The sequence below is a fragment of the Flavisphingomonas formosensis genome (assembly GCF_009755815.1).
Classification (GTDB): domain Bacteria; phylum Pseudomonadota; class Alphaproteobacteria; order Sphingomonadales; family Sphingomonadaceae; genus Flavisphingomonas; species Flavisphingomonas formosensis.
The window spans coordinates 65,411-78,970 of the sequence record NZ_WRPK01000005.1; the positions used below are offsets into that span (position 1 = coordinate 65,411).

7 protein-coding genes and 4 pseudogenes are annotated in these 13,560 nt (G+C 61.7%); 10 read left to right on the forward strand and 1 reads right to left on the reverse strand.

Annotated features, from left to right (window positions below):
* Positions 1–5: 5 nt before the first annotated feature.
* Positions 6–632 carry a TetR/AcrR family transcriptional regulator gene (locus tag GQY20_RS14915; protein WP_157217924.1) on the forward strand — a complete coding sequence of 209 codons (627 nt, stop codon included), beginning with the start codon at positions 6–8 and terminating at the stop codon, positions 630–632.
* Here GQY20_RS14915 and GQY20_RS14920 read toward each other — a convergent pair.
* Positions 608–1,777 carry a helix-turn-helix domain-containing protein gene (locus tag GQY20_RS14920; protein WP_157217925.1) on the reverse strand — a complete coding sequence of 390 codons (1,170 nt, stop codon included), beginning with the start codon at positions 1,775–1,777 and terminating at the stop codon, positions 608–610. The two genes, GQY20_RS14915 and GQY20_RS14920, sit on opposite strands and share 25 nt — an antisense overlap.
* Between GQY20_RS14920 and GQY20_RS14925 the strand changes: the two genes are divergently transcribed.
* From GQY20_RS14925 to GQY20_RS14965, 9 genes and pseudogenes are all read left to right on the forward strand, one after another.
* Positions 1,771–3,132, forward strand: coding sequence for an aromatic ring-hydroxylating oxygenase subunit alpha (locus tag GQY20_RS14925; protein WP_157217926.1), 1,362 nt, complete (start codon positions 1,771–1,773; stop codon positions 3,130–3,132). The two genes, GQY20_RS14920 and GQY20_RS14925, sit on opposite strands and share 7 nt — an antisense overlap.
* Positions 3,129–4,325: an MFS transporter gene (locus GQY20_RS14930; RefSeq protein ID WP_157217927.1), complete on the forward strand. Its 1,197-nt coding sequence runs from the start codon at positions 3,129–3,131 to the stop codon at positions 4,323–4,325. Before GQY20_RS14925 ends, GQY20_RS14930 begins: the two co-directional genes overlap by 4 nt.
* A complete protein-coding gene (locus GQY20_RS14935; RefSeq protein WP_157217928.1) occupies positions 4,280–5,560 on the forward strand; it encodes a cytochrome P450 in 1,281 nt (426 codons plus the stop codon). Before GQY20_RS14930 ends, GQY20_RS14935 begins: the two co-directional genes overlap by 46 nt.
* 68 nt (positions 5,561–5,628) lie before the next feature.
* Positions 5,629–7,911, forward strand: coding sequence for a TonB-dependent receptor (locus GQY20_RS14940; protein ID WP_157217929.1), 2,283 nt, complete (start codon positions 5,629–5,631; stop codon positions 7,909–7,911).
* Between the two features lie 141 nt (positions 7,912–8,052).
* Positions 8,053–10,035, forward strand: a complete 1,983-nt coding sequence (locus GQY20_RS14945; protein WP_157217930.1) for a S9 family peptidase — start codon at positions 8,053–8,055, stop codon at positions 10,033–10,035.
* A 266-nt stretch (positions 10,036–10,301) separates the two neighbouring features.
* A pseudogene (locus GQY20_RS14950) lies at positions 10,302–10,629 on the forward strand (transposase); the annotation flags it as partial.
* A 100-nt stretch (positions 10,630–10,729) separates the two neighbouring features.
* Positions 10,730–11,092 (forward strand): annotated as a pseudogene (locus GQY20_RS33035) (IS630 family transposase); the annotation flags it as partial.
* 72 nt (positions 11,093–11,164) lie between these two features.
* A pseudogene (locus GQY20_RS14960) lies at positions 11,165–12,007 on the forward strand (IS481 family transposase); the annotation flags it as partial.
* Positions 12,008–12,667: 660 nt separating this feature from the next.
* Positions 12,668–13,541 (forward strand): annotated as a pseudogene (locus GQY20_RS14965) (IS91 family transposase); the annotation flags it as partial.
* Positions 13,542–13,560: the final 19 nt, after the last annotated feature.

Consider the following 13,560-nt stretch of genomic DNA (forward strand, 5'->3'; position numbering starts at 1 on the left):
GTCCGATGAGCAAGGCGCGTGCGCCCGTGAGCAATGCTGTGGGTGAGGCAACGCGGCCGAGGCGGCGTGCCCGCTCGTCGCGCGTGCTGGGTCGGGATGACTGGATAGCAGCGGCCCGCGTGGCTCTGATCGCCAGTGGCATCGAAAGCCTGAAGGTCGAGCTGCTGGCGAAGGCGCTCAAGGTGACGGTCGGCAGCTTCTATCACCACTTCCGAACGCGCGACGAACTGTTTGTGGCGCTGCTCGATGACTGGGAGGTGCGCAACAACGATCCCATCTTTGCCGCAGTTGCAAAGGCGAGAGACGCGGGCCTCTCCCCGGTCGGCCAGTTTGAAGCCCTGTGGAACGCATGGGTCTATGACGGCCTTTACGATCCGGCTTACGACGCGGCTGTCCGCGCTTGGTCGCGAGGGTCGGCGGCTGTGAAGGAGCGGGTCAAGGCGGTTGACGAGCGGCGCATCGGGCTGATGAAGGAGATCTATGCCGATCTAGGTTACGACGCCGATCGGGCATTTATTCGGGCCCGCGTCGCCTACTTCCATCAGATCGGTTATGAAGCGCTGGATATTTCAGAATCGCTTGAACAAAGGCGAAAGTTCTCGCCCCTCTATTTCGAGATTTTGCTCGGCTGAGGTGGTCGCGAAAGCATCAGGCCTGCCTTCCCGCGCGCGCTGCGAAAGTTCGAAGGAAGCTGTCCGGTATGTTGCCGGAATGCGGCGGTGAAGTTTGTCGGCTCACTGAAACCTGCTTTTGCCGCGATCTCGGCAATCGGCAGGGTCGTTGTCAGGAGCAGTTCCGAAGCAAGCCTCAGGCGCAGGTCGGTGCAGTAGCGCTGCAGCGATACGCCGAACAACTGTTTGAACCCATAATGAATTTTGTTGCGGTTCAAACCTGAAATGGATTGTGCTTCGGCCATCGACATCGGATTTGGGGAGCGGCGCTCGGCTTCGGTTCGCAGGTGAACCAATGCCGCCCGCTCGCTGAGCTTCAATCGGAAGAGGACGGCAGGCGGGTTTTGCGGCTCGCGCCAGCTGGAGAAAAGCTGGGCGATCACCTGAAGCCCTATCGCTTGCGATTCGAGTCGGGCCCAGACCTCTTCCGAACGCAGCAAAAACAGTCTGAGCAGCAGGGAGAGTGTGGGCCGATCGAGCGCGATGCGGCCGAAGGCAACCTCCTGCCGCGCCCAGCTGCTGGTGAAGTAAGCAGGTATCTGTTCGGGGAGCATGCCAAGCCTGCCGGTGAGGAATGCCCGCGATACGTCGATCGAACAGTATCGGTAAACCACGTCGCGGCGATAGTTTGCGGTAAGGCTGGCGCCCGCGGGCTGGACGATGAACGTGCAGGCCGAGTCCTCGTCGACAAGGCTACCCTGGTCAGCCTGATACTGCGCATTGCCGGCCGCGGCGAAGCGCAAGCGTACGCAATCGTCGGCGGCACGTGCGGTGATGCTCCAGTCATGGGCGGCCTGGCCGTCGGTCAGGTGGATGCTGAATCCCGGCTCTATGTGGTGTGTGACCTCGCCGCCTGTGGCGAGAATGTTTTCGATCCGATCGCCCGGCCTGAGCAGCCGCCCGTTCAGACGCATCATGTCGACGCCGCCATCGAGCGCCGTCTCGTGCTTCAGCAGACGGCTCAGCTTCTCGTCGATATATTGTTCGCTGGAATCGATGCAGATCGAGCACGGATATCCTGCCCCGTCAGATTCTTGTGCAGATTTCATCATCCGTGACAGGATCATCTTGCTGATCAGGATGTCAACCGTAAGCTCGCGTGTCATCTCGTAAAAAATTTGGTGAGATAAGCATCATCCCACAGGACGGGATCGAGATTGCCCATGATGGACGAAAGTTCGGGGAGTTTGACCCTGATGGGGGTTGTCGTGGGTCAGGGAGTTTGCAGATGAGCAATGCCGTTGAAACGCTCGAGCGGGCACTCGGGGAATGCCGGGAGGGCTACAGTCTTCCAGGCGCGTTCTATTCCGACCCGGGGATCTTTGAGCTTGAATGTGACGCGTTCCTGAAACGCCAGTGGTTCGTTGCCGGGCACCAATCCGAACTGCCCAACCAGGGCGATTACGTCGTTGTCGAGGTCGCGGGGGCTTCGATCATCCTGGTTAGAGGCCGGGATGGCGAGCTTCATGCGATGCACAATTCCTGCCGCCACAGAGGTGCGCTTATCTGCGTCGAGCCCAAGGGTTCCGTGCGCCAGCTGACCTGCCGCTATCACGCCTGGGCCTACCGCCTCGACGGCTCGCTGCAGGCCTGGCGCCATATGCCCGCGGGTCTCGACAAGGCCGATTTCGGGCTGGTTCGTTGTGGCGTTGCGACGTTCGAAGGGTTCATCTTCATCACCCTCGACCCTGCCAATGCGCCCGATTTCTCCACCCTCACCGCGCATCTCAAGCCATATTGGGCACCTTATCACCTGGCCGAATGCAAGGTCGTCCACAGGGAGACCTACCATATGCAGGCCAACTGGAAGCTTGCGATAGAGAACAATCTCGAATGCTATCACTGCCTGCCCAGTCACCCCGAATACAGCTCGGTGAGCGGCTTCGTCCGCGCAGACGAGAAGATCTCGCCTGCTGCCATCGAAGCCCATGCGGTGCACCGCGCCAAGCTGGAAAGTCTGCTGGCCGGGCTGGGCATGCCGTCCGAAAGGAGCGAAATTCGCTGGGTTGGCGGGCAGCTCGCCCGTGCCGGCATCATTCCCTTGTCGGAGGGCGTGAGCACGGCCTCTAAGGGCGGCGAACCTGTCGCGCCGCTGCTGGGCGAACTGCTCGCCTATAATGAAAGCACGACCACCGGTGCCTTCGGGTTCACCTCGTACCTCTTCGCCGCGAATGATTATGCGCTCTCGGTCACTTATATCCCGCGCGATGCCGGGCGGACGGATGTCGTGGCGAAGTGGCTGGTCCGGGCCGATGCGGTGGAGGGCAGGGATTACGACCTCGACGCGCTCCGCTGGCTGTGGGACGAGACCACCAAGCAGGACAAGGCGATCATCGAGCTGAATGCGCGCGGAGTCGAAACCCGCGGCTATCGGCCTGGACCTTATGCCGAACTGGAAGGTCAGACGGCCGAGTTCGTCAGCCAATATCTCCGCCTGATGCGCGAAACCGCGCGCGGATGACCGTTCAGGCCGCCCCTTCCAACGAAAACAGGGACGCCGCCGGGCACCCTCGCGCCGCATTCGGAACGCTTTCGGCATCCGAATGGTGCGCGGTTGCGGTGGCTGTCATTGTCGCAAGCCTTCCGGCGGTCATGCCGGCGATGGTCGGCGCCATGGCTGCCCAGCCGAACGTTGGAACCACAGGTGCCGGTTATCTCGTATCGACCAACATGGCCGGCATATTCACCGGCACCCTGCTGCGCGCGCTAGTCCAGAGCGGAACGTCGGCGAAGCGGATGATCGTCGCCGGATTGCTGGTGATGATGCTCGGCAATCTGGTGACGATCAGCGTGACCGGATTGCAGGCGCTGCTGGCGGCCCGCGCATTGTCCGGACTGGGCGAAGGGTTTGCCGCCGGCTTCTGCTTCAGCCTGATGGCGCAATCCCGCCGACCGGCGAACACCTTTGCGTTCTATACCGCAGGGCAGGGCATCATCGGCCTGATCGGCATGGGCTTCCTGCCCTGGCTGGTGTCGATCTCCGACTGGCGCGCCTTCTACGTGGTTCTGACGATCGTGGCGCTTCCGGCGCTCTTCCTGGCCGGACCCGCTGCCGGTGACGCAATGGAAGAGGCCCGTCAGACCTCCGCTTCCATGATCACCAAGGCGGGTTGGCTCGGCCTTGGCACCATCTTTCTTTTCTTCACGGGGATGGCCCTCCTGTGGGCGTTCCTGCAGCGGATCGGGGAATATCATGGCCTGGGGCTAGCCGCGGTTTCGGCCGCGATGGCCAGCACGGCAATTGCGGGGATGGCCGGGTCCCTGACGGTCGCTCTGGGCGGTCATCGCCTGTCCGACCGGCAATCAACCTTCGCCGGGATCGTCCTGGTCTTCGCCAGCGCCATCGGCCTTTGGGGGGGCTCGGGCGCGATGTTTGTCTTTGGCGCCTGCGCGCTGAACTTTGTCTGGAGCTTTCAGTACCCTTTCCTGTTTCGCGCGCTCGCCCACACCGATCCCGGCAAGGGCGCAGCCGTCACGCCGATGGCGACCGGCATTGCGCTCGCTGTGGGCCCCGCCCTTGGCGGCTGGATTATCGGACATGCCGGCATTGCGGTCGCCTGTCTTGCCTTCCTGGCAATGACGTTGGGTGCCCTGGTTTTCCGCCTTCTGTGCGGTGGGCCCAAGCCGGCCCAACTTATGGAGCAGAAATTATGACTACACTCGCGCCACTGCGTGAGGCGCCGTTGAGTACCGAACTCGACTGGCCGGACCGGATGACCCCTTTCACGCCGTTCGATCGGGATATCCAGGCTGATCCGATCGAACATTATCGCTGGCTTCGCGCCAACGCGCCCATCGTCCGCGCTGGTGATCCCGCTGCGCCGCTTTACATCGTGTCACGCTTTGCCGACGTCACCGAGGGACTGCGCGATGCGACCCAGTTTCACTCGCAACTGCCCGGTACGACCACCCCTCCCGGGTTCCTGCTGAACCTTGATCCACCTGATCACACGCGCCTACGCAAGGCTGCGAGCAGCGCCTTTTCCCCGCGCGCCGTGGCGGCACTCGAACCCAGGATCATTGAACTTGTTCGCGCGCGCTGGATGTATTTCCTCGATGCCGGCAGGGGCGATGCGATGGCGGAGTTTGCCAGCCCGCTGACCATCGCCGTCATCTCATCGGTGCTGGGCGTTCCTGTCGAACATTCCGAACAGATGCGGGACTGGACGACCCAGATGATCGACTATCTCGGCGTGCTGCTGCGCGGTGTTCCGGATGACGGCAGTGCAGACGCCGGGCCCTATCGTGCGCTGACTGGCTACATGAACAATGTCCTCGATGCGGCCATGCAATCGCCGCAGGACGATGTCGTTGGCAATATCGCGCGATTGCGGTTGGATGGTGTCCTGACGGCGGAGGAGACAACCGGCTTCGTCACGATTCTTTTCTCGGCCGGACATGAAACGACGACGCTGCTCACGGGCAATTGCATCGATTTCCTCTGCGATCATCCGGAGTGGCTGGAGTTCCTGCGTCAGCCTGATGGTCCGGGACAATTCCTGAACGAAATGCTGCGTTATCGTCCGCCGGTCCATCGCCTCACGCGATTTACCCATGAAGACGCCTCGCTCGCGGGCTACCGCATTCCGGCGGGCAGCAGCGTCCGCTTCCTGATTGGCTCGGCGAACCGCGACGAAGCTGCCTTTGCCGATCCCGACGTCTTCGACCCGCTGCGATCAAACAGCGCGCATGCCGGTTTCGGATACGGAATGCACATGTGCATGGGCAATTGGCTGGCACGCCTGGAGGTCCGAACGATCCTCGAGACGATCGGCCAGACTGTCCGCCGCATCGAGCGCGACACCACGATTCCGCGCGTCCCGTTGACCGGCGGGGCCTTCGCGACAGTGGGCCTGGCAGCACTTGGAGTGCGCGTGGAACGCCTTTGATCCTGCGTCATCAATCCTGATGCGCAGGGGAATCGAACGACAAGATAACTACGGAAAGGGGAAGACTCATGAGGAAGACATTATTGCTTTCAGTCAGCATCGTACCGGCGGTGCTGCTTGCCAATGTGCCTGCGGCCGCGCAGACCAGTCCCGACCAAGGCAATGATCGCGCTGATACGCCAGCCGACGCATCGTCTGCCGGCGACATCGTGGTGACCGCACAGAAGCGGGATCAACGCTTGATCGATGTTCCGCTCGCGGTCTCGGCGATCAACTCGGATACCTTGACCACGCAGAACATCAACGGCATGCGGGACTTCTTCTCTCGCGTCCCGGGTTTGCAGTACGGCGGCCCCAATGCGGCGCAACTGGCCATTCGCGGCGTGACGACCGGTGAGCGGCTGGCGAACCCGACCGTGGCAATTGTCGTCGATGACGTACCCTTTGGATCGTCGAGCTATCTCGGTCAGGCGCAGGTGCCGGATTTCGATCCTGCCACGCTCGAACAGATCGAAGTGCTGCGTGGCCCACAGGGGACCCTGTACGGTGCGTCGAGCCTGGGTGGCCTGATCAAGTACGTGACGCGCAAGCCCGATCTTGACCAATTTTCCGGCCGGGTGGAGCTCGGCGCCAATCATGTCACCGACGGTGGCGAGGGCTATTCGGCCCGCGGATCGGTCAACATCCCGGTCGTGACGGACAAGATTGGCCTCAATGTCAGCGGCTTTTACCGCAAGGACCCGGCCTACGTCGACAACATCGATCCGGTCTCGGGCGTCCGAACCAAGGATGCGAACAAGGCAAAGTACTGGGGCGGCCGCGCCGCACTTTCGATCCGCCCGGTTGACGGGGTGAAGATCGATCTGGCGGCGGTGAAGCAGTTGAGCGAAACCGTGGGCGATGCTGCCTTCACCACGTTTTCGATCACCGATTTCCGTCCGGTTTTTCCGACCAACACCCCCGCCAATCCCCGTTATCGCATGCTTCTGGGCGATCGCACGACCTCCAAGGTCCTGGCAGACGGATCGACCAGTTTCGAGCTCTACAGCGCGCGGGTTGGGGTCGATCTCGGCTTTGCCGAGCTCGTCTCGGTCAGCGCATGGTCGCGCAGCAAGCTGGTCAAGGTCGAGGACGGCACCAACCGCTTCGGTTTCGCTTTGATCCCCTACCCGGGCTACACCGGGGTGACGTTCGACAATCGCTCCAGAACGAACAAGTTCTCCCAGGAACTGCGCCTTGCCTCGACCGGGCCGGTCATTGATTGGTTGGTCGGCGGGTTCTATACCAAAGAGCATTCCGACACGCCGCAAAGCCTGATCGCGACACGTGGGTCCGATGCGATCACCGCCTATCAGGGGCTCAACCCTTCATCGTATAGAGACCAGGCCGTCTTTGCCGACCTGACCTACCACGTCACGCCGAAGTTAGATATTCAGGTTGGCGGACGGTATAGCGGCAACAAGCAATCGTACTCGTCGGTGCAGAAGGTCGATCCGGCCGCAGAATTCCTGTTCGGCCCCTCGTCCACGATCACCTCTGGCCTGAGCGAGAACGCGTTCACCTGGCTGGTCACGCCAAGCTACCGCATCACGCCCGACATCATGGTGTTTTTCCGGGCTGCCAGCGGGTATCGGCCAGGTGGTCCGAACGCCAATCTGCCGACAATCCCGCTCGCAACCTTCGGTTCGGACCGCGTCGTCAACTACGAACTCGGCCTCAAGGGTACTGCACTTGCCTCGCAGGTGACGTTTGACGTTTCCCTGTTCCAGATCGACTGGAAGGATATCCAGCTCCAGAACACTGATCTGACATCGGGCTTCGTCTTCTTCACCAATGGATCGAGAGCGCGCAGTCGCGGCATCGAGGCGACGGTGGGCTGGCGGCCCTGGCACGGTATGACGGTCGACGGGAATGCGACCTACACGGATTCCGTGCTGACGCGTTCGCTTCCGCCACAGAGCGCCGGCATCAGCAGCCTGATCGCACTGAAGGGCGATCGTCTGCCGAACACGCCGAAGTTCTCGGCGAACCTCTCGCTGCAGCAGGTTTTCGACCTCTCGGATAACGTTTCCGCCCACCTCGGTGGAACGTACACGTTCGTCGACAGCCGGCTTGGGCAGTTCGTCAACGTTGCCACCGGGCTTCGCCCGCAACTCCCGTCCTATTCCAACCTCGATCTGCGGGCCGGGATCAGCTTTGACCGTCGCTGGGAGCTGAATGTCTATGTGCGCAACGTATTCGATCACCAAGGCGTGCTGACGTCCGAAAACGCGGGAGGGACGCAGACCGTGCCGACTGTCACCTTTGTCCAGCCGCGAACGGTCGGTCTCACGCTCTCGGCGGGATTCTGAACTGAAAGCCGGAGCCGTATCTGCCGGAATGGCAGCTGCGGCTCCGGCTGCCCCTCCAGGTGCACGCATGGTGCCGGTGCGCATGCCCGGCTGCCAAGCATGCTACCTGCCGGTCGGGCGTCCGATTTCTGATTTTTCGCCGTGCAAACCTCAGGATTACTCATGACAATGGACTTGGATTTGGCAACGATGGTCAGCCGACGGGACATTCGCGATACGCCTCATTATCAGGCGGTTGCCGAATATTATTCCGCGTTGTTTGCTCCGGCCACGGGCCTGGTCCATGCCGTTCGCGAAATCCATCCGCTCAAGGATGGCACCGTCTGCGCCATCGGTGCGACCTTTGCGGGAAGCCTGGAAGACGGTCCCTCCTACAACGCGTACCGGATTGATCCTGCCACACAGGCTATTGTCGAATTGCGGTCCGGTGGCCGCCACCTGGCGGTTGCGGCGGACGGCAGACGTTGCGCGATCTATCGCGATGATGGCGTCGAGATCGTCGATTTGCGCGATGGATCCTCGCTCGCTTGGCAATCGGTGCCGGGCGTCGTGGAGCAGATGCGCTGGTCGCCCAATGGCAAGCTGGGCTTGCTGGTGGCCGGCGCCGGATCGGATGTCTCGGGTGCCGAAGGCGGGTTTGCCTTGCGGGTCGAGCATGATGGCCCATCCTGGCTCCCGGAAGTGGATATGGGCGGGTCTGAAGACGTCTGGCGTCGCCTGTGGATGTGGGAATCGGATGATGCGGACATTCGCCCTGTCACTACTCCGCCGCTCAATGTGTGGGAGTTCGACTGGACCGATGAGACCGGATTCGCCGTCATCGCCAGTGACCACCATGGCGAGGGCAGCTGGTATGGCGCCAGCCTGAGGCTGATCGACGCGGCGACCGGCAAAGACCGGTCGGGGCATTGCGCGACAGACCAGTTGGCAATTCCGCGTACCTCTCCCGATGGCGGGCAGGTCGCGTTCATCGAAGCGGTGTGCAGCGACCGCGGCATCGTCTGCGGGACTTTGCGCCTGTGGGAAGGGGGTGCCGTACGCACGCTGGCCACGGGCGATGTCGAGGTTTCCGACATGCACTGGATCGGCGCGGATCGCATTGCTTTTGCCGGCTTGCGCGGGCTGGAAACTGTCGTCGGCATGTATGATCTGGCCGCAGACCGGGCGGAAACGATCTGGTCGTCGATCGACCGGACTTGCGGTGATCATAATCCCGCCATCGCCGTGAGCGGCGAAGAGATTTATGCGTCGATCGAAAGCTATGCCGAGGCGCCAAAGCTTGTACGCCTGGGCAAGACGGAGGTTGCCCCGCTCTGGTCGTTTGCCGCTGCCGGGGCCAGTCCTGTCACTGGCTTGATCGAAACAGTTCGTTGGACGGCCGAAGATGGATTGGAGATCGAAGGCCTGCTGTTGCGGCCAGACGATGCCGCCCGCAACCTGCCCTTGCTCGTCGACATTCACGGCGGACCGGTCTGGGGCTATCGCAACCGCTGGGCTGCGCGCTTGCGGGCGGCGGGGCCGATGGTTGCGCGCGGCTTCGCGGTTCTCCTGCCCAATCCGCGGGGAAGCGCCGGTCGGGGCCAGGATTTCGCGCGACGTGTACTGGGTGATATGGGCGGAGCTGACACCAACGATCTGATCAGTGCGTTCGACCATCTTTCCGCCCTTGGCATCATCGATCGCGACAAGGTCGTCCTTTCGGGCGGGAGCTACGGCGGGTTCATGTCGACCTGGCTCATCACGCAACATACGCGTATAGCGGCATCCGTCCCGATTTCGCCGGTGACGAACTGGTACAGCCAGCATTTTACCAGCCAGTTTCCCGCCTTCGACGAAGTGTTCCTCGATGGGTCACCGGTTTCGCCGGTCGGCCAGTATTTCGATCGCAGTCCGGTGTTTCTTGCTGCCCACGTCAGGACCCCGACGCTGACTCTGACCGGCGGCCGGGACAAGAGCACGCCGCCCGGACAGGCATTGGAGTTCCACAATGCCCTCCTGCAGGCGGGAGCGACGAGCGTGCTGTGCACCTATCCCGACGATGGCCACAGCCTGCGTGGTTATCCGGCTTATCTCGATAGCGCCGCGCGTGTGATGATGTGGGCTGAAAAGCATGTCATGTATTGATATTTGTCATATCTCTATCGCCTAAATTCCGAGCGCATATCATAATATCCATCTATTAACCAACACAACAATAGCCAAAATATTTTATTATACCTAAATATAACGAGGAGAATTTGCTTCATCATGTACTGCATTAATCGCATCATGTTCGAGCTGTCACCCAAACTTGGAACGCTCGGATCTACGACCAAAACCAAATCAACTACTTGAAAACTATATAAAATTTTGATTAAATGGGTTTTCGCGGCAGATCGAGCCCCTATGCGATGTTTCGCTCATTGTTCTGGTTGTTCGATGAAGCTTGGTCGGCGATCGTGCCGCATTTGTCGAAGAACCAGCCTGGAACTGGGCGCTTCGATGATTGGCGAGTAATCTCTGGCATCTTCCACGTGTTGAAGTCAGGCTGTCGCTGGTGCGAGTGTCCGGCGGAATACAGCCCTTCGACCACAGCCTACAACCGCTGGTCGCGGCGGGGTTTCTGGACGAAATTGCTCAACGCTTTTGCAGAGGCGGGCAGTCACAAAGAGCACCTCGATCGATAGCACCTGCATCAAGGCCCAGCGCTCTGCCTTACGTGGGAAAAGGGGCGTTAGGCGCCTCTAGAGCGTTTTCTGACCGGTCTGAATCGGGAAGGCTTCTCAACCCGTTGAAAATCTGATTCACGATGCTGGCTGGGACTGGAGGCCGGCACGGAATGGGTCAGCCGCTTTCGATGGATTTGCGCTCTCGGTTGCTGGCGGCGATCGATAGCGGAATGAGCAGGCGAGCCGCAGCGGGGAGGTTTGGCGTTGCGCCTTCGACGGCGATCCGCTGGCAGTCGCAGCGAATGGTGACGGACAACTTTGTTCCCAAGCCTCAAGGCGGCGATATGCGCTCGCGCCGGATCGAGGAGCGCCGCGAGGAGGTGCTGGCTCTGTGGGAGGCGGACCGGGACATCACGCTCGACGAACTTCGGGTGGCGCTCGCCGGCATCGGTCTGTCGGTGGCGAACTCGACGCTGCACCGGTTCTTCGCGCGCTACGCTATCACGCGGAAAAAACGTATGGCCCGCCTCGTCTGCAAGAAAGATTTTATGTTTGGTCTCGGGATTTGATGGTGCATTATTCAGCCAGCAATGGAAGGATGCACTATGGGCCAGGTTCTCCATGGAAGCGCCCGCACGACAGCGGCAGTCCGTAGAGCGATACAGCATAGTCAAGAGAGCCTGAGGGTTCTTGCCAAGCGCCACGGGATCAACCCGAAGACGGTGGCCAAGTGGCGCGGCCGCCGATCACTCGTCGATCACAAGACGGGGCCAAAGCAGCCTCGATCGACGGTGCTATCGATCGAGGAAGAGGCGATTATCGTCGCCTTCCGCCGGCATACGCTGCTCCCACTGGATGACTGTCTCTACGCCCTGCAGGCAACGATCCCGCATCTGACGCGCTCGTCGTTGCACCGTTGCCTCCAGCGCCACGATATCTCACGGCTGCCGGATGTGGAGGGCGACAAGCCCCGGCGGAGCAAGTTCAAAAGCTACCCCATCGGCTTCTTCCACATCGATATCGCTGAGGTTCGTACCGAGCAGGGCAGGCTCTACATGTTCGTGGCGATCGACCGGACCAGCAAGTTCGCCTTCGTCGAACTGCACGAGAAGGCCAGGACCGCGACCGCACGCGACTTCCTGTACCGACTCATCGCTGCCGTGCCCTACACGATCCACACCGTGCTGACCGATAATGGCATCCACTTCACGACGCCGGGTGCCGGCGGTTCGGCCGTGCCGCTCATCAAGGAAGCGATCGCCAACGGCGAACTCTTCCGCGCTCATGCCTTCGAATATGCCTGCGCGCTCAGCGACATCGATCACCGTACCACCAGGCCCAAGCATCCCTGGACCAACGGACAGGTGGAGCGGATGAACCGCACCATCAAGGAAGCGACCGTCAAGCGCTTTTACTACGAAACGCACGACCGCAAGGAACGTCGGCTACACTGGCCGAGCATGTCGCTTGACGGCTTTCAGCGACCGGTTGGGCCATGCAAAAGGCCAGGAGATTTTCCTGGCCACCAAAGCTGGTTCTGGCCAATGATCCGGTCGGCAGGCCAACGATATCCATCGTTTCGTCCAAAATCCTCTTTCCGCCCTCAGCGTCGGGCTTGCCCGGCCTCGCGATCGGGTTCTTGAGATAATAGACGGTGATCGGCGGGTCGCCCACGAAGGAAAGTGTTGCGCGCCCGAAATAGCTGGCGCCGGCCGGCGGATCGATATTGACTTCATATTGCGTCACGCTGCTTGCACCGGCGCCGCTGCCGATGGGCGGCAGGATGCTTGCGAGCATGTTGGCAGCCTGCTGGCGAGCCGGCGTGGGGGAGGGCGCTTGGGCGGGTGCAGATCCCCCTGTAAGCTGCAGCGCTTCCTGTGCAACGTCGTTGACGCGCTCACTCGTTGATCTGTCCTTATCCAGCTCAGCGATGACTGCCCGCCAGCCTGGCGAATTGGCGCTGGAGGCGTCCCCCATCAGCTTCGGCGACCCCACGTTTTCGCTTTTGGCAGCCTGCCGATTTTGCTCGGGCGCCCGGCTGCAAGCTCCCAGAGCGATAACCGTGCATAACGTTATCACATCTCGCGTCATCCGAGCCTCCCAATTTCATCGCCTTCCAGAACAAGGCGGTGGTCTATGACCTGCTGTTCCGCGCAGCCGCGGACACGATGCTGAACATCGCCGCCGATCCCAAGCACCTTGGCGCGCGGATCGGCATCACCGCCGTGCTGCACACCTGGGGATCGGCACTGACCCACCATCCGCATGTGCACATGATCGTGCCTGGCGGTGGCATCGCGCTCGACGGCACGCGCTGGATCTCGTCGCGCCCCGCATTCCTGCTGCCGGTGCGTGTGCTGGGCGCCTTGTTCCGCCGTCTGTTCCTCACTCGCCTGTTGGCATTGTTCGATGCCGGCAAGCTGGCCTTCTTCAGCACCTTGACTCGCCTCGCGACACGCAAGGCCTTCCTGCGGCATCTCTCGCCGATCCGGAAGAAGCGCTGGGTGGTCTATGCCAAGCCGCCCTTCGCCGGGCCGCAGGCGGTGCTGGCCTATCTTTCGCGCTACACCCACCGGGTTGCCATCTCGAACCGGCGGCTCCTCGGCTTCGACGAGACCGGCGTGACGTTCCGCTACAAGGACTATCGCCGCCCTGCTGCTGAACGCCAGCAGGTCATGACGCTGGCGACCGACGAGTTCGTCCGCCGCTTCCTGATCCACGTCCTGCCGCGCGGCTTCCACCGCATCCGGCATTACGGCCTGCTCGCCAGTTCGACCCACAAGGACACCATGGCGCTGGCCCGCAGGCTGCTGGGCGTTGCTGTACCGGTCGAGGAGCCCGAACCCGACGAACCTCCCGACCATCGCCCGCCATGCCCATGTTGCGGCGGGCACATGACCATCATCGAGGCCTTTTGCCCGCTGGTGCCAGCCCCGCGCGCCGCCATCATCGGCATCGCCAATCCGGGGGAATGCGCCATGATCCGGCATGGCTCAGGCTG